The sequence below is a fragment of the Campylobacter rectus genome (assembly GCF_004803795.1).
GTDB lineage: Bacteria > Campylobacterota > Campylobacteria > Campylobacterales > Campylobacteraceae > Campylobacter_A > Campylobacter_A rectus.
Genome location: NZ_CP012543.1, coordinates 1,074,567 through 1,099,290, shown reverse-complemented (window position 1 = coordinate 1,099,290; position 24,724 = coordinate 1,074,567). Strand labels below are relative to the sequence as shown.

Here is a 24,724-nt window from a genome sequence, read left to right as displayed (position 1 = left end):
ATTGATCGGTTTAGAATTTACTCGTTATACAAAAACAACGACTTTCGGTAATATTTTTATAATACAAAGCAAATTTTAAATATAAAATTTATCAAATTTACTTAAACCAGCCTTGCTTTAAGACCGGTTTAAGCAAAATAGGCTATCCGAAAATCTCAAATTTGCTAAATAGCTCGGGTTCGTCTTTTATTACGCCGCGCTTAACCAGATCCGCCACGACTTCGCGGTCGCAGTCGGTTTGCAGCGGCCAGCCGCGCGTATAGCCCTCGGCCTCACCTTTTGCCGTGGCGTCGATGCAAACCGCACCCTCACGCACGTAGATATCGCGCAAGGCGTCGATGTTATTTGTCACGCACCAAAGCAGCATATACGGGTTTTCCAGGCGGTTTTCGGGACCGACGAAAACGAGCAGTTTAAAGTGCTCTTTAAATTTCAAAAGCTCATCAAAAACCTCTTTTACGAGGCGGTTTTTGTCAAATTTGACGACGCAAATCGGAGTTTTGGTATTTGTTTTAAACTGCACGAGCTGCGTTAAATTCGGCTCTATTTCTTTAAATTTAGCCAGCAGTGCGGCATCATCCAAAAGTGACGGCGCAGGCATCGAAAAATCCTGCGTCGCGTCGATTCCCAGCTTACCGCCAAAGCACGAGTTTGGACTCGCGTGATCTAGCTGATCGCACACGCCTTCGCTGATTAGCAAGCTTTTTTCGCCGAAACGGTTTAAAATGTGCTCTGTAAGCGCGCCATAATCGCTCAAATTTGGCGCATCCTCGCCGACGAAAACTGCGTGTTTAACGAAGCTCATCTGCCCCACGCCCCAAAACGCGTGCATCGCCTGCTTGGCGTGAGCCGGATAAAGGGCGTTGATTTTAGCCAAGATCAGGTTGTGAAAGACGCCGTTTTCAGGCATGTTGTAGTCTAGAAGCTCAGGCACCGTCGTGCGCAAAAGCGGCAGGAAAATGCGCTCGGTAGCCCAGCCCATATACTTATCCTCAAGCGGCGGCTTGCCGACCACGGTCGCGTGAAACAGGGGCTCACGTTTGCTCGTGATCGCCGTAACCTCCATAACGGGAAATGGCTCGATCGGCGTATAAAAGCCTGTGTGATCGCCAAACGGCCCTTCAAACTCAAATTTATCCGTATCCACGAAACCCTCGATCACGTAGTCCGCGTCGTGCGGGACGTAAATTTCATTCGTCAGCGACTTTACGAGCTTGGCGGGCTCTTTGCGGATGAAGCCGTAAAGCAGCAGCTCAAACACGCCCTTTGGCAGCGGCGCCTGACCGCACCAGATATAGAGCGGATCTCCGCCGATAGCCACGGATACGGGCATCTTGCGGCCTGCGCGCTTGTATTCGTTAAAGAAATTCGCGCCGTCTTTGTGGATCTGCCAGTGCATGCCGAGACGATTTTTATCGTAAATTTGCAATCGGTACATGCCGACGTTTTGCAGCTCGCCGCCCGGGCTCTGCGTATAGACCTGCCCCATCGTGATAAAGGCGCCTCCGTCAAGCGGCCACGTCTTTAGCGCGGGAAGAGAGAACAGATCGACCTCATCACCCGTAAATTTGACCTGCTGGCACTCGCCCTCGCCCTTTAATCTTTTCGTGAAAATTTTTCTCATCTCAAACAAATACGCGGCAAAATTTAGCTTTTCGCCAAAGCTCTTAGGCTTTTTGAGTTTTAAAAGCCGCTCGATCTCGTCCGCGATCTCGTCCGGATCCCGTCCGAAAATAAGCTCTAAAGCGCGCTTTGAGCCGTAGATATTGGTTAGTACGGGAGCAAATTTGCGTCCCGTTTTTTTGCAGATAGGATTTGTAAAAAGCAGCGCCTGCGAGTTTTCTCGCTTGACCTCGATGTAGCTTGCGTGTGCGATCTCTAGATCGATATCCGCAGGCTCGTCGATGACGCGCAGTAGGCCGTTATCTTTTAGAAGCTTGATGTAGTCCATATTTCGCCTTTTTTGATTTTTGGGCGATTTTAGCCAAAAATAGCTGAAAAAGGCGAAGCAAAACAGGGAGCGACTATTTATCGCACGCGCCGATAGCTCGCAGGGTATCGATCATACCCTCCGCCGCCACGTCGTTTGCGATCTTGCCTCGCCCTTTAAATAATAAAAATTCATTACGCAAGCGTAAAATTTTCGTCCCGTCGCTGCAACGCCCGTAAAAGTCGTACTCATGCGTACCCGTGCAGAGCCAATACACCGCAACGCAGCGCTCATCGGCTACCGCGTCCACTACACCGTATCTTGCATCGCTCGCTACACGTCAGAGAAGCTATCTCGCATCATTTTTGCTACCACGAAATACCCTCTGCTCAGGCGAAGCAAGCGTGACGAAAGGCGCTTTAAAACCCAAGTTCTTTTAACGCCGCCTCGTCTGCGCTGTTTATAGACTTTTCAGAGCGTTTCATAGTTGCTTTATTTCGCGATACTTTACCCGTATTTTCGCTTTTAGCGCTTAGCGCGATAGGTAGTGCTGCGACCCCGAAACGGCGGCAAATTTTAGAAATTTTTGTCTTTTTATCTCTAAATTTAAACAAATTATTTTGATACGCTACGCTTTAGCAGCTCGCCGAATATCTCTTTGCAGTATTTCATAAAGCGTTCATTTAGCCTCACGCCTTCTATATTGGCGCTGATGACGCTATCCTTCACTTCAAAAACGATGGTTTTATCAGCGACCCTCGCGCATTTGCAAGCGTTGTAGCAAACGTCGCCGCTAAACTCCGCGTATAGGCCGTTTATATCGGCGTTTTCATCGTCATCTTTTTTGAGTTTGATCGGTCTTTGAAAGATTATGTAGTTTGTAGCCCTATTTGCCCTCTGCAAGACCGATCATATAGTAGTTGTCTTTGCTATTTAGTAGTGGTTACGGCTTTTGCTTTAAAATTTAGCTCAAGCACGCCTCTACGCCATCTCCTCGGCGCGTTTTAGCAGCTCTTTTGCGCCCTTGCCGATAAATATCCGTCCAAGCTCGGCGCCCACGCTTTTCCACTCGCTTTTTTGCGCGACGATATTTTCGCGTATGCTCTCGCTACCGTCGGGCAGTCCCACGACGGCGCGTATCTCGATCTTATCGCCGTTTAAATTTGCATTTACGCCGATAGGCACCTGGCAGCCGCCCTCTAGCATCGCGACGAAATCGCGCTCCACGGTCGTCTCTATCACAGCTTTTTCATCTTTCAAAAACTCTATCAAATTTAAAATTTCAGCGTCCTCTCTAGCCTCGATACCGAGCGCCCCCTGCCCCATCGCAGGTATCATCTGATCTAGCTCAAACGGCACTATATGCGCGACCTCGGAGCGTAAATTTAAGCGGTTTACGCCCGCCATCGCTAGTATGATCGCATCAAATTCGCCCTCTTTTAGCTTGCGCAAACGAGTTTGGACGTTGCCTCGCAGCGAGATTATCTCAAGGTCCGGACGCATCGCTAAAAGCTGCATCTTGCGGCGCAGGCTGGTCGTGCCCACGCGCGCGCCCTCGGGCAAATCCTCAAATTTAGCGTATTTTTCGCTTAACATCGCATCTCTCACGTCCTCGCGCGAGCAGATCGCGGCTAGCACTAGCCCCTCCGGAAATACGACGGGCACGTCTTTTAGACTATGCACGGCGATGTGCGTTTCGCCGCTTAGCATGCTGTCTTCTAGCTCTTTTGTAAAAAGCCCCTTGCCGCCGATCTTAGCTAGCGGCGTGTCGAGTATCACGTCGCCTTTGGTTTTCATACCGGTTAGCTCGACCGCAAGCTCCGGGTAGCGCGATAAAATTTTATCCCTGATATGCTCGCTTTGCCACATAGCCAGCACGCTTTTTCTCGTTGCGATTTTTAGTTTTTCCATATTTGCCCCTTTTCTTCTACGACTTCGACGTCGATGATATCGCCGTCATCGCGTGGTTTGCTCTGTTTGCTTTCAAATTTTTCGTAATAATATTCGCTCCCGCTCTTGCGTTCGCCGCCGTTTTTTAAATTTGCAAAAAATGCGACCACTACGATCGCCGCACCAAAAACGTCGGTGATAAGCCCTGGGATAAACATAAAAAAGCCCCCGATCGCCATACCTACGCTACTAAAGACGTCTGATGGCTTAAAAAACGCGATATTGCTCGTGAGCTGAAAAAATCCGACGCGAAACATAAAAAATAGCCCCAAAACGGCCGACGCGATGACCTCAAGGACTAAATTTAAAAATCCGTACGCGTGGATAAAAAAATACGCCGCCACGATCTCCAAAACGACGTAGGGCGTAAAAAAATGCTTTATCATAGGCTCTTTAGGCGCGCTAAAATTTCGCTCGCTTTGACCGTTTCTTTAACTAGGCCACCCCGCGTAACAAGCTCTACCGTGCCTTCTGCCAGCCCCTTGCCCACGATCACGGCATAAGGAAATCCCATCAGTTCAAATTCGCTCATTTTAACGCCAAAGCGCTCATTTCTATCGTCAAGTAGCACCGAAACGCCCGCCTCGCGCAAGTCCTCGTAAAGCCCCTGCGCAAATTTGACGCCCTCTTCGTCCTTTAAATTTGAGATGATGATTTCAAATTTAAACGGAGATAGGGTTTCGTTCCAGATTATGCCTTTTTCATCGTGCTTGGCCTCGACGGCGACGGCTACCAGGCGGCTAACGCCGATACCGTAGCATCCCATAATAAACGGTTTTGCCTTGCCGTTTTCATCCAAAAACGTAGCATTCATCGGCTCTGAGTACTTGGTGCCCAGCTTAAATATATGCCCGACCTCGATACCTTTACTAACGCTTAAATTTCCGCCGCAGCAAGGGCACTTATCGCCCGCTTTTACGGCGGTTAAGTCTTTGAAGCGCTCAGAGTTAAAGCTGCTAACGCTAACGCCGACGAAGTGATAATCCCGCTCGTTTGCGCCGCAGATCATCTGCGACTCGCCTTCAAGCTCTTTATCGATGTAAAACTCCACGCCCTTTAGTCCGACCGGTCCGCAAAATCCGCCGACTAACCCGGCCGCCGCAATCTCGGCCTCGGTCGCGTCCGCTAGCTCGAGCGCTGCGCACGCGTTTTGAGCCTTGACCTCTTGTAGTTCGTCCTCGCCGCGCACGAAAAATACCACGATTTTCTCACTCTTTTCGCCTTTGGCGTCAATAAAAATCGCCTTTTTTATCACAGCTTTTATGCAGTAAAACTCATCAACTCTAAAAAACTCCGCCACGTCTTTGATGGTTTTGGCATCGGGCGTTAAAAATTTAGCCGCATCGGCCTCGGGCCTTTCGGCCTGCGTCGTTCGTTTTGCGCGGGTTGCGGCCTCTATGTTTGCGGCGTAGTCGCAGTTTTCGCAGACGATGATATCGTCCTCGCCGCTATTTGCCAGCACCATAAATTCCTTGCTTCCGCTGCCGCCTATCGCGCCGCTATCGGCTCTAACCGCGCGGAAATTTAACCCAAGACGAGTAAAAATTTTGCTATAAGTTTTTTCCATCAGGTCAAATTCGCGGTCCAGATCCTCGGCGTTTGCGTGGAAGCTATATCCGTCTTTCATCAAAAACTCGCGCCCTCTAAGTAGCCCGAATCTCGGCCTTGCTTCATCTCTAAATTTGGTATTTATCTGATACAAATTTAGCGGCAGTTGCTTGTAGGACGTTACCTTGCCTCGCACGAGCGCGACCACGCTCTCTTCGTTTGTCGGGCTTAGCACAAAGTCGTTTTCTTTGCGGTCCTTAAAGCGCAAAAGCTCCTTGCCGTAGACGTCAAAACGTCCGCTCTCGCGCCAAAGATCCGCAGACGTGACGAAGCTCATCGATATCTCCTGCGCGCCCGCTTCGTCAAGCTCCTCTTTGACGATATTTTTTATATTTTCAAGCACCCGTTTGCCAAGCGGCAAAAAGTTATAAAGTCCGCTACCCACCTGCTCGGCGTAGCCCGCTCGGAGCAAAAATTTGTGGCTTGCCAAACTCGCGTCTTTGGGCGCTTCTTTTGCCGTCGGCGCGTAAAGTTTGCTAAATTTCATTCGTTCTCCCATTCAAATTCATTGTTTTCATCCTGCGTCGATTTCTCTTTAACGTTAAAAATTTGCCCGATCGCTTTTAACTGAGCTTCGCTTTGCTCGGCGCTTGCCAGGCTTTTTAAATTTATAGTCGGAGAGTGCAAAAACGCTTTAAAAACCTGATGTATGAAGCGATACGCCTCTTCTTCGTCGCTATGCTTTAGATAGCCCTTTTTTAGGGCTTTTGCTAGCTCCCTCCCGGCGCACTCTTTGGCTTGCTCTCTGATGCCTTTGATTAGCGGCGTGACGGCTAGCTCGCGCAGCATCTGAAAAAACGCCGCCGTATTTCGCCCGACGATGCCGTATGCGATCTGAGCTTGCTCTTCGCGCAGAGCTAGGTTTTTATTTACGATCTCTTGCAGGTCGTCCACGGCGTAAATTTTGATATTTTCACTCTCCGTGATCGCGATGTCGCGCGGAACGGCGATATCGAAAAAGTAGCGCTTAAACTCCCGCGGTTCGACCATCGCATCAATGAGCACCGGATGCGGAGATGCGGTCGCAGAGAAGACGACTTGGTGTTTATTTATGTATTGCGCAGCATTTGAGAGCGCGTCAAATTTATTATTATCACCCAGCGTCAGGGCTAAATTTTTAGCGTGCTCTTGATTTCGGCTTAAGATCACGACGCGAGCGCCGTTTGCTATGAGGTGCTTTGCGGCAAGCTCAGCCATCTCGCCGGATCCCACGATCACGGCCTCCATACCGTTTAGACTGCCGAAAACCTCCTTTGCCTTCGCTACCGCAACGCTTGAGACCGAGATCGGATTTTTAGAGATATCGGTTTTATTTCGCACCTCGGCCGCGCATTTGAAGGCAAACTCCATCGCCCTGCCCAGCTTCGCGCCGCATTTGCCGTCGGAGCGGGCAAATTTATAAGCCTCTTTCAGCTGCCCTGCGATCTGCGTTTCGCCGATAACCAGGCTATCTAGCGAGCTAGCCACAGCAAAGAGATGATGCACGGCGCCGTTATCCTCGTAGATGTCGGCTCTACTTTGCAGCTCCTCAAAAGGGATACCACAGATGAGCGACATGCAGGCGATGACGTGCTTGCTGGCGCCTTCTAGCTCCTTGACGCTGGCGATGATCTCGACGCGGTTGCAGGTGCTAAGCACCATACACTCGTTGATGTTTTGACTCGAGCCGATGAGTCGCAAAATTTCGTTTTTGCGCTCGATATTTGAGAAAGAGAGCTTCTCGCGCACGGAGATGTCGGTGTTTTTGTGCGTAAAGCTCACGCTTGCATAATGCATTAAAATTCCCTATCTATCATTGATTTTACGATGTTTTCTAGGCCGTCCGGGTTAAATTTCTCTACCGATTTTATCGCCTCAAGACCTAGCTTTTTGGCTAAATTTACGCTTTTTTCTATCGCGCCGGTTTCATTCATCTTTGTTCTCACCCAGCCGCGCTCGGCCTCGCTCAGATCCTTTTTAAAAAGGCTTTTTAGCGCCTCTTTGTCCGCTTCGTTTAAGCTCTTGTAAAGATAAATGTAAGGCAGCGTCGTTTTGCCCTCTTTAAAGTCGCTGAAATTGGGCTTTCCAAGCGTGGCGGCATCTTGCGTGACATCTAAGATGTCGTCGATTATCTGAAAAGCTAGGCCTAAATTTTTACCGTAAATTTTAAAATTACGAGTTTCAAGTCCCACCAGCATTGCTCCGACCGCAGCGGCGGCTTCGATCAAAACGGCGGTTTTATAGTAGATCATCGTTTCATACGCCGCGATATTTTCGTTAAATTTAGCCGATAGCTCCACGTCCATCATCTCGCCCACGCTCAACTTACTCACCGCGCCCGATATCTCGCCCGCGATCTCGTGCGGAAATTTTGAGAGTTCGTAAAAGCCCTTTGAGTAGAGGATGTCACCCAGCATCACGGCGTTTTTGGCGCCGAAACTCGCGTTTATGCTCGGACTGCCGCGTCTGGTGCCCGCGTCATCTATCACGTCGTCGTGAAGCAAGCTAGCTAGATGAATAAGCTCGATAATCGCGCAAATTTTTAGACTTTGTTCGCTCTGCCCCGCTATTTTTAAAAGCAGCTTAGAGCGCAGCTTTTTGCCGGAATTTATCCGCTCGAACATCGCGTTTGCCGGCTCGTATCCTAGCTCCGCGATAAAATTTTTCATTATTTCGTCGATTTTTTCCATTTGGCTCACTTAAATTTTACTTTTATCTGCCGTTTTGTCCGCTATTTTGCGCACTGTTTTGCTTTTTTGACGGGTCTAAAAACTCCACATCCACGCGCTGTTCGTCATCGTTTATCAGCACGCGAAATTTCGCGACGCCTTGCTTAAAATCCTCAAAAACAAGGTAAAGCGCGACGCGGTCGCTAGGCGGATACCTAAGATCCGGTATCAATGTCTGCTTATAGGTCTCAAGGCCGCGCCTTAGCGACATCACGAGCTGACGAGGATAGTTTCGGTATCGCGCGTGCACGATGATGTTCGTGTTATCAAAAAGCGTCCAGCGAAAATCAAAACTCTCGCGCTCGTCCGTGCCTTTTTTCGTCACGAAAACCCGCGCCCACTCGTCTTTTCTAAGCTCGAAAAGATGCTCCTCCTCAAAGATCACGGCGGCATTTACCGACCCGAAAAGCAACAAAAATATAACGGCTATTTTACTCATTTTGACTTAAAATATCCCCACTAAGCCCGATATAAATGTCGTTTAGTCTCTCATTTACAAGAGTCTGATTTTGAGAGATAAACGAATTTTGCGCTATTTCGTCAAAGCCGTTTTTTTCGCAAAATTCGCTCATCGCGATAAATTTTTCAAAGGTCTTTTCAAGCTCGTTTTCGACCAAATTTTTGTTCGCGTTAAATAAAATTTCAAAGAATTTTTCCCTCGGACTTTGAGAAAATATATCATAATCCATAAATTTTAAAACCTTTTGTAAATCTTAAGATACATATTATTTTTTGTAAAATCTTACCTAAAATCATACATACTATAATACGCTAAATTTTTATAATTTCTCGATATATAGGGCTGCTTCAGCCACCGTAAAGACATTGTCGCAGCTTGGACTTTCGCTACCGAAACCCCAACAAACGTTTAGATATTTCATATCTGCGTTACGTGCGGCAAGCTCATCTTTTTTACTATCTCCGACAAATATCGCCTTATCAAATTCGCCCGATTTTAATATCAAATTTAGCATCGCAGGATCAGGTTTTTGAGGTATATTTTCATCCGCTCCTACGATGAGATCAAAAAATTTAAATATCCCGCTTTTTTGTAAAATTTCATCCAAAGTATATCGCGGCGCATTGCTGGCAAGCGCGACGAAATGCCCCGCCTCTTTTAGCCCGGCTAGCAGCTCCCGGGCGCCCTCGTATGCCGCGGCGTATTCGCGGTAGTTTTTCTTAAATTTAGCTTCAAAGTTATCCCGCAGCTTCATATCCGGCTTATCGATACCGTAGAAGTCAAGCCCCAAATTTCGCCCAGGCTCGTTTATGGCCTTTACGATAAACTCCGCCGCCAGATCGCCCTCAAGCCCCAGCTCCCGCCGCACCTCGTTTACCGTCTCGCAGATCGCTTTTGCGCTATCTATGAGCGTGCCGTCCATATCAAATATCACGCATTTCACTCTTCGTCCTTATATTTTTTTCTATGTTTTTCTTTTTTATATGTTTTTTGGTTTTTTAGCTTTTCTAGCGCGTTGGCGCAGGCTATTAACTCGCTTCTCTCGCCGCCCTTTACGATCAAATTTACGAAATTTTCAAGAGATTTCGAGTAGGCGTTATCTAAAAAAACCGGCTCGATCTTGCGTAAAATTTTGGCGTTTTTGCCCACTCTAGCGCGAAATTCGTCCTCGTTAAAATCCTCTCTTTTTAGCGCGCTAATCGCGGCTTTGGCGAATTTTTCCAGGCCGCGCAGGTATTTTACGCGCTTAAATTTGTCGTTTTGTTCAGCCATTTTTTCCTTTCAAAAGCCCAATTATACCAATTTAAACTTTTAGCGGTTATAATGCGTGCAAAATTTACAAGGAGAAAAGATGCAAAAAGAAACGATCGCCACGCATTACGGCTATGATACCAAGGCGGGTCCGGGCGCTACGGCGGTGCCGATTTACCAGACGACGGCCTATGATTTCGGTAGCGCCGAAACGGCCGCGATGAGATTTGCGCTAGAAGCTCCCGGTCACGTATACACGAGGCTGGGCAACCCGACGACCGACGTGCTGGAGAGCCGCATAGCCGCGCTAGAGGAGGGCTCGGCCTCTATCGTGACGGCTAGCGGTCAGGCGGCGACATTTTACGCGATCGCAAATTTAGCCGCAGCGGGCGACAATATCATCATCTCAAAGAAAGTTTACGGCGGCACGATGGTTCTTTGTATGCACACGTTTAAACGTTTCGGCATCGAGGCGCGGGTGTTTGACAGCGACAGCGCGGATGATCTTGAAAATTTGATAGACGGCAAAACGCGCGCGATATTTTTCGAGACGCTCTCAAACCCGCAAATCGCCATCCCGAATTTTAAAAAAATCGTAGAGATCGCGGACAGGCACGGCGTCGTAACGATCGCCGACAACACCGTGCCTACGCCGATCATTTTCCAGCCGCTAAATCACGGCATAGACGTCGTCGTGCATAGCGCGAGCAAATATATCTGCGGCCAAGGCTTAAGCCTAGCGGGCGCGGTCGTAGCTAGCAAAAATTTAAACGCTAAACTAGTCGGCAACGCCAGATACGCGCACTTTAACGAGCCGGATGAGAGCTATCACGGGCTAGTTTACGCTCAAATGGCAGATAAATTCGACATTTATACGCTGCGTATGAGGGTGGCTTTGGTGCGCGATATAGGCGCTACGATCTCGCCTTTTAACTCATGGCAGCTCATCCAGGGGCTTGAGACTTTGAGCGTGCGTATCGAGAGGCACTCGCAAAATGCGCAAAAAATAGCCGAGTTTTTAAACTCGCACAAGCACGTCAAGCGCGTAACCTATCCGACGCTAAAAAGCGACCCGGAGCACGAAAAGGCGCAAAAATACTTCAAGGACGGTATGGCTAGCGGACTAATGTGCTTTGAAACCGATAGCTATGAGCGCGCCGTAAAAATGCTCGGCAAGGTAAAGCTCTTTAAAATCGTCGTAAATATCGGCGACTCAAAGTCGCTCATCACGCATCCGGCTTCCACCACGCATCAGCAGCTCTCAAGCGAGGAGCTAGCAAAAGCGGGCATAACAAAGGAGCTAATCAGAATCAGCGTCGGCCTAGAAAACGCGGACGACCTCATCGCCGATCTCGCGCAGGCTTTGGAGGATTGATCCTCCAAATTTTATTCGTCAAATTTTACTTAAAAATCACACTACAAACAAATAAAATATTTTAGAATAGTTGGCTTTGCATAAAATAAATTATGATAACATACCGCAAAATCATTAATAAGCTTTAAAATTTAAAAGGATGCTTAATGAAAATCTTCAAGATATTTATATTCTTATTTATTATTTACACTATACCGTTTTTGATCGCGCATGTTAGAAAAGCCGAAGTGCTAGAGTATATGAAAGATGAAGTTATAAACTATGAAATAAACTTTCTAAAGAAAAATATCAGAGCGAGAGCTATAGCATCGGGAAAAACCGAACAAGAAGCCGACGAGATAGTATCAAGCTACGAGCCTATATTCAAAAGAGAAAAAGATAAATTTTATAAGTATTGTAGCAAGAAAGTATGGGGAGACTATGATTCGATAGATACTGGGGAATACTATATAAACTCAACCGATCAAAAATCTAAAAAATACATAGGTTGCTTATCAAGCGTAGATTACAGTTTTAATTATTTTTTTGAAAGCGCGGCTTTTTTTCACTTTTTTTACTACTTTGACGACGAAACCAAAGCCCTATATGACAGTCTATCGATGATAGCCTTTGCGCATAATCGGCCAAATGGGCAATATTATAAAGTATCTAAAAGAAGAGCGTACTATATGATACCGTATTGCGCTTGGTGTAACTACGGATTAGGAAAATATCCGTTTGGAGATTTCGAAATAATGGACTTTGAAGGAGGCGAATTGGATAGAAGGGAGGTGTTAACATTAAAAGATGAAGACGTAGTGTGTAGAAAATTTACAAAAGCTTCCGACGACGAAGACCCAGAATGCTACAAATACTATAAAAAACTAAAATAAGGAGAAAAATATGGAAATCGAAATAAAAGTTACGCTAGAAGAGCTAATGGATCCTAAGGTAATAACAAATATATACCTCTACGGTCAAAAAACCACTCCAAGCAAAGAGGAGCTTGCCAACGAAAAATTTATAGGTAGAAAAGATGAAGTAAAGGTAACCGTAAACAAAGAATACATAGAAGAATTTATGAAGACATACGGAAGATTTGCAAATGCTAGCAAGATAAAAGTAGTTCAAAGGTTTTTCAATGAAGATACTCCTCTAATGCCAGGCATATATAGTAGAGAAAAATTCGCATATGGCAAAAGCAAGAAAGAAGCTGAAGGAAATTTAGAAGAATATATACATGCATATCAACACATATACTTCAAAGGAAATAATAATGAGGAATGGGCGAGAAGAACATATATACTAAACTCTCAAGGATATGCTATAAATAAATTTGCTAAATTTATAGTAACAAAAGATGGAGAGCGGTATATAGAAAATCTCACCTTGCTACCCCTAATGGATAATTTTGATTTTAGCTCTAAAAATTGGCTAGCTATACTAGGCAACTATGCATATCTTGAAGACGATATCGATCCCTATAGAATAGGCAAAAGATTTGATATAGAATTTCCTAGTTCAGTCGACCTAAAAGAAGTATATACAAACAATAAACCGTATACCAGATCGGAATTTGAATATGATCAAAATAGACACGCACAGGAGTATAGTCGCATTAACACTGTCAATGTTTTAAAACCTATACTAAATATAGTAGATGAGTTATGGGAAAGCGGCGTTACGCAGTTTATAGACGATAAAGGCAAAGTAATAATATACGGAACTAACGATAGCGAAACGATATCCGGCGTAAAAAGCTCCGCAAGACATTTGTTTAAATACTATCTCGAAAATCAAGATAAAGGCGTAACGATAATAGGAGGAAAGGGGGAGGATAAAATATTAGGAACGACATCTGGAGACGATACTCTATACTCTAGCGGAATCAGCGAACTCGAAGACAATGCGTCAGATACTCTAAAAGGTTTTGGAGGCTTTGATACTTATATAGTAGGAGATAAAGATATCATAGAAGATAGCGACGGTAAGGGTAGAGTATTGTTTGATGGGGTTGAGCTAAAAGGCGGAATATACGATAAAAACAAAGATGCCTATATAGGAAGCAACCAAGAGGAATACAAAATAGAAAATAAAAATGCCAAAACTACTACTCTGACGGTAACGATGAAAAACGGCAAAAAATTAACCATAATGGAATTTGATAAAAATTTTAGAGATAATGAAAGAGGGTTTTTAGGAATAGTCTTGAAAGACGACACACAAAATAATAAAAAATATCGCTATGACGGCATTACTTTTTTCTTTGAGGGGCACGCTTTTTCTGGTTATAGTGATTACTTTGGACGAAATTTAACCCAGTTGTCTGTTTTTGTTTGTTTTGATTTTTTGGGCAATGCTCGCCGCGGTATGCAGTTTTCTTTAGAGGATGGAAAAATGATAGGCCCAAAAATGGATGATGAAAGCGGCGATTGGGAAGATGGCGGCTCCATGTATCTTACTAAAAACAATATGCGCGTTTCTACTTCTAAATTTCAATCTATTCCGTCTTTTTATGAAATGTTTGAAGGAGTATTTAATGATTTTAATAAGAATGCCGACCATTATTATATTTCCTACAATGAGTTTTATTTTAAGCTAGATGAAAAAGCTATCAGATATTCAGATTTTAAAACCCCTTATGATATTTTTTATTCTTTTGCGCTTCAAGTCTATGAAGATTACGTAAGCTCAGGCTATGGTAAGACTTATGATTATTTTAATAAAACTTGCTCTTTTTATCAGGCTATCGAGGACGAAATAGAATAATAAAGCTTCTTGCGGTAATTCTTATTACCGCAAGAAAAATACAAAATTTCGTGGATTTAGGTGGTTACTGTGCCAAGCGTGACCCCCTCCACTACTGCAACTATGCCGTAAACGTCTTTATGATTTCGTTATATTTGTTCTCGTCCTCGCACTGAATGAGCAGCAAGTCGCCCTCCTCAAACACCGATGAGCCCGTCGGTTTGACGTATTCGCCCTTGCGTTTAACCAAAAGCACCAAAAAGTCGCTAGGCAGCTCGAGCTCGGCTAAGTTTTTACCGATGATCTCGGAGCCAAAGCGTATCGTATATTGGCGCAAAGTATGATAAAAGATCGGCAAATTCGACATTTCGACCTCTTCTGCGGCGACTTCTTCTTTGACGCCGCATTTTTGCGCGGCTTTTTCCAGCGTCATACCTTGGATGATGATCGAGATAAATACGACGAAAAATATCGTGTTAAAAATAAGCTCCGAGCGCGGTAAATTTGCGCCGAACGGATAGGTCGCAAGCACGATAGGAACGACGCCGCGAAGCCCGACCCACGAGATAAACATCTTTTCTTTGACGCTATACCTTGAAAACAAAAGCGAGAGAAAAACGCCCATCGGACGCGCGACGAACATAATCCAAAAAGCTATCGCTACGCCCGCAAGCGCGACGGCTGGCAGCTGAGAAGGATTTACCAAAAGCCCCAGCGTCAAAAAGATGACGATTTGCATCGTCCATGCGATACCGTCGTGAAAACCGATCAAATTTTTCTTATGCGCGAACTCTTTTTTATTTATAAACATACCCGCGATATAGACGGCCAGAAAGCCGTTACCGCCGATCTTGCCGGCTAGCACGTATAAAAGTAGCACCCAAGCCATCGAAAACACGGGGTAAAGTCCCCAGTACTCAAGCCTGAGGCGGTTAAAAAGCCCGGGTAGCGCGACGCCGAACATATAGCCCATCAGCCCGCCTAGCAAAAACTGCTTCACCAGCGTCAGCGCCACATCCGGAACGCTAGGGACCGTGGCTACGGAGATGATTTGTATCATCGTAAGAGTCAAAAATATCGCCATCGGGTCGTTTGATCCGGACTCCAGCTCTAAAAGCGGACGGATGTTGTTTCGCAGCGAAATTTCCTTCGCCCCGAGTATCGCAAACACCGCCGCCGCATCGGTCGAGGAGATGATAGAACCAAAAAGCAAAGCCTCGAGCCAATCAAGGCCGAGCAGATATTTTACGAGTACGGCTATCGCGCCGGCTGTGAGCACGACGCCGAGCGTAGCTAGGATGATGCCGTTTATCATAACCGGGCGGATAGATTTTAGATTCGTATCCAGCCCGCCCGCATAAAGTATAAAAATAAGCGCGATAGTGCCCACGTCCTGGGCGATTTGGCGATTATCAAAAGAAAGCCCCAGCAGCCCGTCCGAGCCCGCCAGCATACCGACAGCCAAAAAAACTACGAGCGATGGTATGCCAAATCTGTCTGAAACCTTGCTAGAGACGATACAAGCGATAAGCAGGATAGAGAAAAATAGTAAAAAAGTTTCTAACATTGTGCCTCATTTGAGTTCAAAGCGGGGCAAATTTAAGGCTAAATTTAGCGCCCTTACAGCCTCAAATTTGACGCGTTTTATAAATAAATTTTACCCGATTTTACCTTTTTTAACGATAAAAAGGCTTAACTTTTATCATCGTAAAAGATGAGATCAAAGCTATTTTTGCGCTTTACCAGAGCCTTTTTGGACGGTACGCCGCCCTGCTCAAATTTAGCCAGCTCCTCTTTCATCTGCTTGATCAAATTTTCAGACTGTTCGATCTGCTCTTTTAGCTGCAAGATGATATCGACGCCGGCCAAATTTACGCCCAGATCGCGCGTTAGACGCAGTATCATCTTGATGCGGTCCATATCTTTTTCAGAGTAAAGGCGCATCTTGCCCTCGGTTCTTGATGGCTCCAGCAGCCCCTCGCGCTCGTATTGGCGCAGCGTTTGCGGATGTATGGAGAGCACTTTGGCTACGACGCTGATTAGATAGACCGGTTCTTCGTATTGTTTCATCTTATGCCTCCGGGAGTTTTTGCTTCATAAGCTCGGCCAGCTCGCCGTCCAGGGCATTTACGTCCGGCAATGACACGCGCGCTCGCAGGTATAGATCGCCGAATATCCCGCTTTTTCTATTTTGCACGCCGTATCCTTTGAGCCTGATTTTTTGCCCGGATTTTGAGTTTTCGGAGATTTTTATCGTCACGTCTTTTTTAAACGTTTTTACCTCTATCTTACCGCCGAACATCATCGTTTTTAGCGGGATTAGCACGTCTTTATAGAGGTCATCGCCGTCTCTTTCATACTCATTGCTAGGCGCGACATTTACCGTGAGGATGAGATCGCCGCGACCGCCGCCGCCTTTGCCTTTTATGCGTAACTTTTCGCCGCCCGCAATACCGTTTGGGATTTTTATTTTGATACTCTCGCCGCCGAAATTTATCGTATGCTCTCCGCCTTTTACGGCCACGTCAAAAGGAATCGTTACTTTCGCGCGCGCATCCAAGTCCTCCTCTTCGCCAAATCCTCCAAATCCGCCCGTTTGCGTAAAGTCGCCAAAGCCTCTGCTGGAAAATCCGCTAAATCCGCCTCCGCCGAAGATATTTTTTAAAATTTCGTCCAAATTTCCCATACCCGAGCTTGATGCAAAATCGTGGAAATTTTGCCCGCCGAACATCGCATCGCCGTGTCTGTCGTATTGTGCGCGCTTCTTTTCGTCGCTTAAAATTTCATATGCAGCATTTATCTCTTTAAATTTATCCTCTGCGCTAGGGTCTTTGTTGATATCGGGGTGATATTTGCGAGCCAGCCTGCGATAGGCCTTTTTGATCTCGTCGCCGGTGGCTTTTTCGGACACTCCTAACGTTTCGTAAAGACTATTGCTCATATTATGTCCTTTTAGTCAATAAATTTTATAGAGATTATAGCACAAAGGTTTAGCGTGTGTCAATCAAGTTATAGTAAATAAAATGATTTTAAACGGCTTAAAGAATAATTAACTTTACATTGGACTTAACGCCTTATAATCGCACTTTGAAAAAACTCTATCAAAAGGAAAAGCAATGAAAAAGATAATGGTATTATCTTTGGCTACTTCTTGCGCGATCTTTGCCGCAAGCATAAATTTTAACGAACCCGCCGAGGATTTTACTAGAGTAAATCCCGAATTTAACAAAAATATCGTCCTGTCATATAATAGCTCTATCGCCGACGCTAAAAAATCCGTCGTAAATATCTCAACCACAAAAACCGTTAGCAATAACGCGGTCGGTATGAACGATATGTTTAGCGACCCGTTTTTTAAGGACTTTTTCGGATTTCAGTTTAACATCCCGCAAGAAAAGCAAAAAAGCAACTCTCTAGGCTCGGGCGTCGTCATATCCACCGACGGCTATATCGTGACGAACAATCACGTCGTAGAGGATAGCGACGAGATCGTAGTCACCCTACTGGATAGCGACAAAGAGTATAAAGCTAAAATCATCGGCACCGACCCGAAGACAGATCTAGCTATCATAAAAATCGATGCCAAAGAGTTAAAAGCCATACCTTTTGCCGACTCGGCCAAGCTGATGGAGGGCGATATAGTATTTGCCATCGGAAATCCTTTCGGCGTGGGCGGCAGTATCACCCAAGGTATCGTCTCGGGCCTAAATAAAGATAACATCGGACTAAATCAATATGAAAATTTCATCCAAACCGACGCCTCGATAAATCCCGGTAACTCCGGCGGCGCACTAGTCGATAGCCGCGGCTATCTAGTCGGCATAAACTCGGCCATACTTAGCCGTAGCGGCGGAAACAACGGCATCGGCTTTGCCATCCCGTCAAATATGACTAAAGATATCGCCAAAAAACTGATCGAAGACGGCAAGATCGAGCGCGGCTACATCGGAGTGACGATATCAAATCTCAACGAACAGCAAAAAGAGATCTATAAAAATAAAGAAGGCGCGCTCATTAGCAGCGTAGAAAAGGGCTTGCCCGCCGATACGGCAGGATTAAAAAGAGGCGATCTGGTCATCAAAATCAATGATAAAGAGATCAAAAACGCCAACGATCTCAAAAATATCATAGGCTCGCTAGCGCCGAACAAGGAGATCGCGCTAACATACGAGCGCTCGGGCAAAATCGAAACCGCCAAAGTAAAACTGGCTAACGCCAATACCCGGTCAAGTGGCGCAACGACAAAAGGCGGCGCAGCGATCGAGGGTCTCAGCGTAACGGCGATCGACGACAATACAAGGTATAAATATAGACTGGTGCCGGACGTCACAGGCGTTTTGGTAACGGACGTAAAAGCCGGCTCAAATGCCGAGAAAATCGGCTTTGAAAGAGGCGATATCATCATCCAGATCGCCGAGGAAAACATCAAAAATTTAGACGATTTTAACAAAGCTCTCGCAAACGCAAAAGGCAAAAAGACGCTCGTCTGGGTCAATCGCGGCGGACTTTTCCAAGGCCTTGTTATCAAATAACTTCTACTCTAAAGGCGCGGGCAACTGCGTCTTTTCTTAAATTTATATTTTTTAATATTTTCATTTTCGGATAGGCTTAAATTCGGCAAATTTTATGATATTTGCGCCTATGTCAAATTCGCTCAATGCCGTTTTGCAGGCCAAATTTATCCGCCTTATAACGCCGATTTGCTTGCTTGCGGCTAAATCGGCCGACTAAATTTACCACGCGTTACTCCGCTTTTTTCTAAAATTTTCTTATTTCACGATATCAAGCATAGTAACGAAACGGCTAAATTCTTGATATTTTATCTTAAATTTTACATTCCGACCGCAAGCTGTATTTAAATTTTATCAAAATTTATCCGTTAAATTTTGACGACAAATTTAGACAAATTCACATCTTTTTTTCTGAAAATTTAATCGCTTTTTTAGGCTTAAATTTCACTCGAATTCGACGCATCCTTAAAACTCTTTCCGCCTTGCCTTTTTAAATTTGACTTAATTAAATTTTCTCGATCCAAATTTGCGCGCTTCAAAATAAGCTCAAATTTAACTCGCTCCAAGTCAAATTTGACGACTAAATTTAACGCGCAAGACAATAAAATTTAAGCAAATTTGGGCTAAATTTATCTCAAATTTAAAGGATAGACTATGAACGAAGCTCAAATTTCGCTAGCGGGTAAAATTTCAGGCGCGCTAAAACGCCTGATCGCTAGCAAGCTCGGCTCGCAGTACAAGGGCGAGGCGCCGTATTTGGGGTGCCGCGTACAGGAGGGGTATTTTGATTTTTTGGGCGTGGAGTGCCGCAGATCGCGCATCAGGCTCTACCTTCACGACTTTGGCGCGGACAGCTTTAGAGCCGATGCGCCTGAGATAGACGAGCTAGAGCGCGAGGAGTTTGAGGCCATCGTCCCGCTCATCGCAAAGAGCGTGGAGGAGGAGTTTTTGGCTGAAGCAAATCTGCCGTTTTTTGCGTATAAGCTGGATTTGGCGGTCAAATTTGAAGGCGCGAGCGGTAGCCTAGCGCAGCGCAGCTGCGAGCATAAATTTTATTTTGAAAACACTGCGCGAAAAGCCGAGCTAAAGCGCAAAATGGACGATTATATAGACGAGATCATCATCCGCCGCGATAAAAAGATCAAAGACGGCCGAGAGATTTTCGTATTTATGGACCGCATTTTCGATCTTTCGCTTATGGATTGCGACGAAGCGGCGCTAACGGCGCTGCTTGAGCGGGTTATCACCGCGGTACAGGACGTCAAAAACAGGCGGCTTTTGGGGGATTTTATCATCGCGCTAGAGAATAATCTGCGGCGCTGGAAAGAGGAGAAATTCCTGCCGAAATTTTACGATATTTTAGGTGACGGCTGGAGTAAAGATTACGAGCTTAAAAAGGACTTTACGCGGCAAAGCGTGGACGCGGGCGAGCTTGCGTTTTTCGTGCGGGCGGCGCTTTGGAATATCAAATTTAAGCGCTACAGTTGGGACGTGGATCTTGCGCGCAAGGATTTGGAGTGCGCGGCGAAGATTTTCGGCTCGGCTCAGGCGCAAAGCTATCTGGATCACGGCACGGGCGAGCTTGGGGGCGAGCTAGTAAAATTTAAAGACGCGGACGTAGAGTGCTTGGCAAACGACGTTTTTGCGCAGGTTCGCGTAAAAATCAAAAACGAAACGGCGGGCGCGTATAAAAAGGCGTTAAATTTCATCATAAAGCTGCTGCAAGCGGGCTTTGCTGCGAGCTACGCCGTAAAGCTTAGCTCCAAGGCGCAGAAAACTTATCTGCCGATCAAAGGCCTTGCGCCCACGCCCACGCACCGCTTTTTCGCCGCCGCGCTCGCGCACGGGCTGGACGCCGAGCTTGAGCTTTACGCGAACGAGGCGTTAAAGCACAAGTTTGAGTTCTATGCCGATACGGACGGCGAAAAGTGTCTGATGGGCGGCAGCTACGCAGTTTTCGGCCTCGCGCTAAAGAGCGAAAAATACTTTGGTCTCGCGCGGCGCTACTTTGAGACGGTGGATGCCGAACATCAGAGCGCGCATATAAAATTTATCGAGGCATTTATCGATCGCCACGGCATTAGCGAGCGCAGTTTAGAGGTGATCGTTGCGGGGCTGCTGTCATATCAGGAGGATAAAATTTACAAAAGCTTGAAAGCGCTAATGAAGGGGCCTGCGAACAAAGCTCTGTTTGCGCGCGCGATCTCGGGGCTGAGCGAGTATGAGAAGGAGAGCGCGGCGTATGCCGTGTGGGGTAAAAACTGGCGGAAGGAAATTTCGATCTAGCGGCTATTTGCGGCTTGTCTTTTTTCTTTATACTTCGCTTTGCTTCGTTGCACTCGCAACTGCAAGCAGAAGGAAATTTCGCCGAAGCTCGGTTATATACTATATGTATGCGCCCTCGCTCGGCTCGTTTCCGCCTCGTCTCCTCGTAGTGAAGTTTAGCTTCACTGCGTTCGCTACTGCAAGCAGAGCGTTACGAGCGCTTGCGCGAAGTAAAAAAATACTTCGCCTTATCGTTTTACGCTCACATTTGAAGTCAAATTTGCAAATTTGAGTCGCCGAAACCCGCACCTTGAAAATGTCAAATTTGATTCAAACCTGCGACGCTTTGCGTTAGCAAAGCTATGTCGCCGCCTCTCACGTGCAGTGGGGTTGGTGGGTTTCTGCGTCGCTGCGCTAGCAGCTGCAAGCAGACGGGGGCGGGTCTGCTTCTGGCAGTTGCGAGTGCGTAGCACGACGCAAAGGAAGGCGACGCTCTACTTTAGCTTTACTACGTTCGCTACCGTCGCCCTACGGGCTTGAGACCGCTTCGCTCGTAGCTGTAAACAGAGCGTAAGTAGTTCTGCTCTGCTTCGCATTCTGCTCGCAGCTTTTGGGGAAGCAGTTACGAGCCGCAGGCGAAGTAAAGCCCCTTCCGCCTCCCAAAGAAAAGAGACAAGCGGATATAAAAGTGAGCTCTTTTGCTCTGCTAGGGGCTGTAGCTGATAGTAGAGCGTAATTCAAGCCCCCCCCCTTAACAAGAAAGATTGATTTGTGTAAAAAAATCTAATTTATAACGCCAAATTTAACCAAACCAAATTTAGCATCTTAAAGGTGCGGGTCTCGGCGCGTAAAATTTGGTAAATTCAGCCTAAAATTTGAACGTAGAAAGTTTAGGCGAAGTATCGCGAGATGATTTTTCGAGTTTTCTGCTTCGCAAGCTCGCAGCTGCAAGCAAAAGAAGCAAAATTGAGCGTGCGTTAGGCATATAAGCCTGCGGAGCGAAAATTTTGCAAAATCTCGGAAAGGCGCTCGCGAGACGAGCCGCGGCCGCCATTAAAAATTAAACCAAAACTCGCTATAATCCCCCAAAGGACTCAAAATGATAAAAATTCTGATGATAGAAGACGACCTGGAGCTGGCGGAAATTTTGACCGAGTTTTTAGCAAAAAGCGATATGGAAGTAACGACCGCGGAGGAGCCCTACATCGGGCTTTCGACGCTAAATGTAGAGAAATTCGACCTCGTGATCTTAGACCTCACGCTGCCGGGACTTGACGGCCTAGAAGTATGCAAAGAGATCCGCAAGCGCCACGACGTGCCCATCATCATCTCAAGCGCGCGCCACGACATCACCGATAAGGTAAATGCCCTAGATAACGGCGCGGACGACTACCTGCCAAAGCCTTACGATCCGCAGGAGCTGCTAGCTCGTATCAAAAGCCACCTGCGCCGCCAAAGTGCGGTAGCGGGCGCAAATTTAAGCGGCGCAAAGGAGTCTGTGCGCGAGAAAGATATCACACTAGACGACTTTAAACACGTCATCACGCTAAAAGGCGAGCCGTTAAATTTGACCGCAGCGGAGTACGACATCCTAAAATACATGCTGCAAAAAGAAGGCGGCGCCATCACGCGCGAGGAGTTTATCTACAACTGCGCGAGCATCAACGAGGACTCGACGAACAAGAGCATCGACGTCATCATCGGGCGCATCAGAGGCAAGCTAGGCGACGATCCGAAAGAGCCAAAATACATCCACGCCATCCGCGGCATCGGCTACAAGCTAGTGCAGTAAATTTTAAAGCCCGCAAATGAAACGCTCATCGGTTTTTTACACCATCACTTTTATCTTCGCGCTTGCGCTTACGAGCATATTTCTCGCGTTTTTGTGGCTGATGGACTACGACAAGCAAAACTACGCGCGCGAGCTAAACGCCAAGTACTCCACGATCGCTAGAAATCAACTCTTTTTGATGAGCGGTATCATAAACGAAAAAGAATACGAGCGCCAAACGGGCGACTTTAAGATGCCAGAGATCACGAACGAGCGGCAAAAAGAGGAGATCCTGTCAAACGCAACCGTGCTTGAGGAGATATCCGCAGACATCGGCTCCAGCGCTATAATGATCTATCAAAATCACCACTACCTCAAAGTCCGGCACGTGGATAAAGTCCTGCTTTTAAAGGATAACGACTACCAGCCATACCGCTACGACATCATCAAGATCATCTTTTCGTTAGTCGCGATCATACTTCTTGCCGCTTACGTTTTTGTTATCAGGAAGCTAAAACCGCTAAGAAAGCTAAAGCGCCAGATAGCCAAATTTGCCGCGGGCGAGATCGACGAAGTGCAAAACGTCAGCAGCGGTAACGACGAAATTTCCGAGGTTGCGGAGGCATTTTACGACGCTGTTTGCCAGATCAAAAATTTAAATGCGTCGCGCAAGCTGTTTTTAAGAAACATAATGCACGAACTAAAAACCCCGATCACCAAAGGCCGCCTCGCCGCCGAAATGATCGAAAAAAGCAAAAACCAAGAGCGACTCGTGTCGGTGTTTATAAAGCTTGAAAATCTCATAAACGAATTTGCCGCCGTCGAGCAAGTCACGTCAAACATCGCGCTAAATAACACTAAAATTTGCCGTATCGACGACGTCATCGACGAGGCTCTGGATATCGCGATGGTAGATCCCGGACAGGTCACCATCAGCAAGCTAGAGGACGTGAACCTAAATGCGGACTTTAAGCTACTGGCTATCGCCGCTAAGAACATGATCGATAACGCGCTAAAATACTCTCCAAACAAGCACGTAAATATAACTATCACGCGCGAATCTATCAAATTTATCAACGAAGGCGAGCGTCTGTCAAAGGAGCTGCGTCACTACGTCGAGCCCTTTACCAAGGGCGAAAGCGCGAAAAAGAGCTTCGGTCTGGGACTCTATATCGTAGAAAATATAATCAAAGCTCATAAGCTAACGCTAAGCTACGAATACAAAAACGGACTAAACGTATTTAGCTTTGAAAATCTGCAAAATATCGCGGCGTAGGCGTAAATTTGAGCGTTTTGTAAAATTTACGGAGTGCGAGTAAAATTTGAGTCAAAATTTAAACCGAGCCACATTTGCTTAAATTTTAAAATTCAGCGTATCGTTTGCGACCAATCAAACGCCAAATTTGAGTTATATATTTTGCCGCCCGCTTGTTTTAAATTTGCATCCGATCAAATTTAAGGGCTCCTCGCTACTCATAATAAAAAGACTTTGCGGGCGCAAAATTTAGTCCCGCCTTTTCGCACAGCGCATAAAAACCAACCTCGCCGCCGCGAGATTTAAACTCAAAATAGCACTCGTAAAACTTTATCAAGTATTCAAATTCCAAATTTAGCCGCGCGCTTATCTCGTGCTTTTGCATTACGTCGCGGGCTTCGCGGGTTAGTTGCTCGTAGTATGCGCGCTCTATCAAGCAACCCTCAGGAAAGTGGTGCGCGCCCCAGTCTAGCGCGTCTAATAGCATGCAAAAGTACAGCTCTACGGTGCATGCGTCGCAGCGCTCATGACGGTATGCGCGGCGTAAAAGATCATTCTTATCGAGCTCCCGCAAGCCGTGCGCGCAGATCTGATACGCCCGGCGCAGATGTGGCATCGCGCCTGCGATGCAGCGCCTTTTTAGATACTCGCCGACTAGCTCGCCAAGCCGAAACGGTAGCTCGCCGTTGCCGCGATTTTTAGCTTTTTTAGCTCGCTTTGGTTTTCGTCTAAAATTTCGCGGCAAAGTTTACCCAGCGCATAGTCCCGTTCCGCCTCGCTAAACTCGCTTTTAAATTTACGCACAGCGCCCTTTAGATGCGCGTTTGCTCGCTTTTTTAAGCCTACATCATAGAGCCTTAGGTACTCGCCGAGCTCAAATTTTAGCCGCCTAAAAGCGTCCGTTTGCATTTAG

General features: G+C 46.4%; 24 protein-coding genes. 7 read left to right on the top strand and 17 right to left on the bottom strand.

Going from position 1 to position 24,724, the window contains the following annotated elements; all coding sequences use genetic code 11:
- Positions 1–142: 142 nt before the first annotated feature.
- The 12 genes from CRECT_RS05205 to CRECT_RS05150 form a co-directional block, all read right to left on the bottom strand.
- Positions 143–1,951, bottom strand: coding sequence for a menaquinone biosynthesis decarboxylase (locus CRECT_RS05205; RefSeq protein WP_002945752.1), 1,809 nt, complete (start codon positions 1,949–1,951; stop codon positions 143–145).
- Between the two features lie 73 nt (positions 1,952–2,024).
- A complete protein-coding gene (locus CRECT_RS05200; protein WP_002945748.1) occupies positions 2,025–2,240 on the bottom strand; it encodes a hypothetical protein in 216 nt (71 codons plus the stop codon).
- Between the two features lie 305 nt (positions 2,241–2,545).
- Positions 2,546–2,833: a hypothetical protein gene (locus CRECT_RS05195; protein ID WP_227932212.1), complete on the bottom strand. Its 288-nt coding sequence runs from the start codon at positions 2,831–2,833 to the stop codon at positions 2,546–2,548.
- A 78-nt stretch (positions 2,834–2,911) separates the two neighbouring features.
- Positions 2,912–3,841, bottom strand: coding sequence for a hydroxymethylbilane synthase (gene hemC / locus CRECT_RS05190; RefSeq protein ID WP_002945736.1), 930 nt, complete (start codon positions 3,839–3,841; stop codon positions 2,912–2,914).
- Entirely contained in the window at positions 3,829–4,266 is a 438-nt protein-coding gene (locus CRECT_RS05185; RefSeq protein WP_002945727.1) for an FxsA family protein, read from the bottom strand. Before CRECT_RS05185 ends, hemC begins: the two co-directional genes overlap by 13 nt.
- Positions 4,263–5,975: a proline--tRNA ligase gene (locus CRECT_RS05180; protein WP_002945738.1), complete on the bottom strand. Its 1,713-nt coding sequence runs from the start codon at positions 5,973–5,975 to the stop codon at positions 4,263–4,265. Before CRECT_RS05180 ends, CRECT_RS05185 begins: the two co-directional genes overlap by 4 nt.
- Complete coding sequence (hemA, locus tag CRECT_RS05175; RefSeq protein ID WP_002945746.1) at positions 5,972–7,264, bottom strand: glutamyl-tRNA reductase; 1,293 nt, start codon at positions 7,262–7,264, stop codon at positions 5,972–5,974. The genes CRECT_RS05180 and hemA overlap by 4 nt, the downstream gene beginning before the upstream one ends.
- The gene (locus CRECT_RS05170; protein ID WP_002945724.1) at positions 7,264–8,157 is read right to left on the bottom strand and encodes a polyprenyl synthetase family protein; all 894 of its coding nucleotides are present in this window, start codon (positions 8,155–8,157) and stop codon (positions 7,264–7,266) included. Before CRECT_RS05170 ends, hemA begins: the two co-directional genes overlap by 1 nt.
- Before the next feature lie 22 nt (positions 8,158–8,179).
- The gene (locus tag CRECT_RS05165; protein ID WP_002945756.1) at positions 8,180–8,635 is read right to left on the bottom strand and encodes a hypothetical protein; all 456 of its coding nucleotides are present in this window, start codon (positions 8,633–8,635) and stop codon (positions 8,180–8,182) included.
- The gene (locus CRECT_RS05160) at positions 8,628–8,885 is read right to left on the bottom strand and encodes a DUF2018 family protein (RefSeq protein ID WP_002945722.1); all 258 of its coding nucleotides are present in this window, start codon (positions 8,883–8,885) and stop codon (positions 8,628–8,630) included. The genes CRECT_RS05165 and CRECT_RS05160 overlap by 8 nt, the downstream gene beginning before the upstream one ends.
- A gap of 90 nt (positions 8,886–8,975) precedes the next feature.
- Entirely contained in the window at positions 8,976–9,599 is a 624-nt protein-coding gene (locus tag CRECT_RS05155) for an HAD family hydrolase (protein ID WP_002945716.1), read from the bottom strand.
- Positions 9,596–9,928, bottom strand: a complete 333-nt coding sequence (locus CRECT_RS05150) for a hypothetical protein (RefSeq protein WP_002945750.1) — start codon at positions 9,926–9,928, stop codon at positions 9,596–9,598. Before CRECT_RS05150 ends, CRECT_RS05155 begins: the two co-directional genes overlap by 4 nt.
- A gap of 79 nt (positions 9,929–10,007) precedes the next feature.
- Here CRECT_RS05150 and CRECT_RS05145 point away from each other — a divergent pair, with 79 nt between their 5' ends.
- The 3 genes from CRECT_RS05145 to CRECT_RS05135 all read left to right on the top strand — a co-directional run bounded on the left by CRECT_RS05145 (position 10,008) and on the right by CRECT_RS05135 (position 14,030).
- Complete coding sequence (locus tag CRECT_RS05145) at positions 10,008–11,282, top strand: O-acetylhomoserine aminocarboxypropyltransferase/cysteine synthase family protein (protein ID WP_039888578.1); 1,275 nt, start codon at positions 10,008–10,010, stop codon at positions 11,280–11,282.
- 146 nt (positions 11,283–11,428) lie between these two features.
- Positions 11,429–12,154, top strand: a complete 726-nt coding sequence (locus CRECT_RS05140) for a hypothetical protein (protein ID WP_002945744.1) — start codon at positions 11,429–11,431, stop codon at positions 12,152–12,154.
- 10 nt (positions 12,155–12,164) lie between these two features.
- Entirely contained in the window at positions 12,165–14,030 is a 1,866-nt protein-coding gene (locus tag CRECT_RS05135; protein ID WP_002945741.1) for a hypothetical protein, read from the top strand.
- Positions 14,031–14,130: 100 nt separating this feature from the next.
- Here the strand turns inward: CRECT_RS05135 and CRECT_RS05130 are convergent, their stop codons facing one another.
- From CRECT_RS05130 to CRECT_RS05120, 3 genes are all read right to left on the bottom strand, one after another.
- The gene (locus CRECT_RS05130) at positions 14,131–15,576 is read right to left on the bottom strand and encodes a potassium/proton antiporter (RefSeq protein WP_002945759.1); all 1,446 of its coding nucleotides are present in this window, start codon (positions 15,574–15,576) and stop codon (positions 14,131–14,133) included.
- Positions 15,577–15,701: 125 nt separating this feature from the next.
- Positions 15,702–16,079 carry a heat shock protein transcriptional repressor HspR gene (locus tag CRECT_RS05125; RefSeq protein WP_002945729.1) on the bottom strand — a complete coding sequence of 126 codons (378 nt, stop codon included), beginning with the start codon at positions 16,077–16,079 and terminating at the stop codon, positions 15,702–15,704.
- A 1-nt stretch (position 16,080) separates the two neighbouring features.
- Positions 16,081–16,950, bottom strand: coding sequence for a DnaJ family protein (locus CRECT_RS05120; RefSeq protein WP_002945712.1), 870 nt, complete (start codon positions 16,948–16,950; stop codon positions 16,081–16,083).
- Between the two features lie 175 nt (positions 16,951–17,125).
- Between CRECT_RS05120 and CRECT_RS05115 the strand changes: the two genes are divergently transcribed.
- The 4 genes from CRECT_RS05115 (at position 17,126) to CRECT_RS05100 (ending at position 23,832) form a co-directional block, all read left to right on the top strand.
- The gene (locus tag CRECT_RS05115) at positions 17,126–18,541 is read left to right on the top strand and encodes a Do family serine endopeptidase (protein ID WP_002945718.1); all 1,416 of its coding nucleotides are present in this window, start codon (positions 17,126–17,128) and stop codon (positions 18,539–18,541) included.
- A gap of 633 nt (positions 18,542–19,174) precedes the next feature.
- The gene (locus CRECT_RS12560) at positions 19,175–20,806 is read left to right on the top strand and encodes a DUF6138 family protein (RefSeq protein WP_002945720.1); all 1,632 of its coding nucleotides are present in this window, start codon (positions 19,175–19,177) and stop codon (positions 20,804–20,806) included.
- Between the two features lie 1,078 nt (positions 20,807–21,884).
- Positions 21,885–22,577 (top strand): response regulator transcription factor, encoded by a 693-nt coding sequence (locus CRECT_RS05105; protein ID WP_004320339.1) that lies wholly within the window; start codon positions 21,885–21,887, stop codon positions 22,575–22,577.
- 16 nt (positions 22,578–22,593) lie between these two features.
- Entirely contained in the window at positions 22,594–23,832 is a 1,239-nt protein-coding gene (locus CRECT_RS05100) for an ArsS family sensor histidine kinase (RefSeq protein WP_004320341.1), read from the top strand.
- Positions 23,833–24,025: 193 nt separating this feature from the next.
- Here the strand turns inward: CRECT_RS05100 and CRECT_RS05095 are convergent, their stop codons facing one another.
- Both CRECT_RS05095 and CRECT_RS12555 read right to left on the bottom strand, forming a co-directional pair.
- The gene (locus CRECT_RS05095) at positions 24,026–24,556 is read right to left on the bottom strand and encodes a hypothetical protein (protein ID WP_227932210.1); all 531 of its coding nucleotides are present in this window, start codon (positions 24,554–24,556) and stop codon (positions 24,026–24,028) included.
- Positions 24,466–24,720, bottom strand: coding sequence for a hypothetical protein (locus tag CRECT_RS12555; RefSeq protein WP_004320346.1), 255 nt, complete (start codon positions 24,718–24,720; stop codon positions 24,466–24,468). Before CRECT_RS12555 ends, CRECT_RS05095 begins: the two co-directional genes overlap by 91 nt.
- Positions 24,721–24,724: the final 4 nt, after the last annotated feature.

Coding starts and splice junctions, on each gene's coding strand:
- CRECT_RS05205 (WP_002945752.1), bottom strand. CDS start 1,951: ATGGACTACATCAAGCTTCTAAAAGATAACGGCCTACTGCGCGTCATC.
- hemC (WP_002945736.1), bottom strand. CDS start 3,841: ATGGAAAAACTAAAAATCGCAACGAGAAAAAGCGTGCTGGCTATGTGG.
- CRECT_RS05185 (WP_002945727.1), bottom strand. CDS start 4,266: ATGATAAAGCATTTTTTTACGCCCTACGTCGTTTTGGAGATCGTGGCG.
- CRECT_RS05180 (WP_002945738.1), bottom strand. CDS start 5,975: ATGAAATTTAGCAAACTTTACGCGCCGACGGCAAAAGAAGCGCCCAAA.
- hemA (WP_002945746.1), bottom strand. CDS start 7,264: ATGCATTATGCAAGCGTGAGCTTTACGCACAAAAACACCGACATCTCC.
- CRECT_RS05170 (WP_002945724.1), bottom strand. CDS start 8,157: ATGGAAAAAATCGACGAAATAATGAAAAATTTTATCGCGGAGCTAGGA.
- CRECT_RS05165 (WP_002945756.1), bottom strand. CDS start 8,635: ATGAGTAAAATAGCCGTTATATTTTTGTTGCTTTTCGGGTCGGTAAAT.
- CRECT_RS05160 (WP_002945722.1), bottom strand. CDS start 8,885: ATGGATTATGATATATTTTCTCAAAGTCCGAGGGAAAAATTCTTTGAA.
- CRECT_RS05150 (WP_002945750.1), bottom strand. CDS start 9,928: ATGGCTGAACAAAACGACAAATTTAAGCGCGTAAAATACCTGCGCGGC.
- CRECT_RS05145 (WP_039888578.1), top strand. CDS start 10,008: ATGCAAAAAGAAACGATCGCCACGCATTACGGCTATGATACCAAGGCG.
- CRECT_RS05140 (WP_002945744.1), top strand. CDS start 11,429: ATGAAAATCTTCAAGATATTTATATTCTTATTTATTATTTACACTATA.
- CRECT_RS05135 (WP_002945741.1), top strand. CDS start 12,165: ATGGAAATCGAAATAAAAGTTACGCTAGAAGAGCTAATGGATCCTAAG.
- CRECT_RS05130 (WP_002945759.1), bottom strand. CDS start 15,576: ATGTTAGAAACTTTTTTACTATTTTTCTCTATCCTGCTTATCGCTTGT.
- CRECT_RS05125 (WP_002945729.1), bottom strand. CDS start 16,079: ATGAAACAATACGAAGAACCGGTCTATCTAATCAGCGTCGTAGCCAAA.
- CRECT_RS05120 (WP_002945712.1), bottom strand. CDS start 16,950: ATGAGCAATAGTCTTTACGAAACGTTAGGAGTGTCCGAAAAAGCCACC.
- CRECT_RS05115 (WP_002945718.1), top strand. CDS start 17,126: ATGAAAAAGATAATGGTATTATCTTTGGCTACTTCTTGCGCGATCTTT.
- CRECT_RS12560 (WP_002945720.1), top strand. CDS start 19,175: ATGAACGAAGCTCAAATTTCGCTAGCGGGTAAAATTTCAGGCGCGCTA.
- CRECT_RS05105 (WP_004320339.1), top strand. CDS start 21,885: ATGATAAAAATTCTGATGATAGAAGACGACCTGGAGCTGGCGGAAATT.
- CRECT_RS05100 (WP_004320341.1), top strand. CDS start 22,594: ATGAAACGCTCATCGGTTTTTTACACCATCACTTTTATCTTCGCGCTT.
- CRECT_RS12555 (WP_004320346.1), bottom strand. CDS start 24,720: ATGCAAACGGACGCTTTTAGGCGGCTAAAATTTGAGCTCGGCGAGTAC.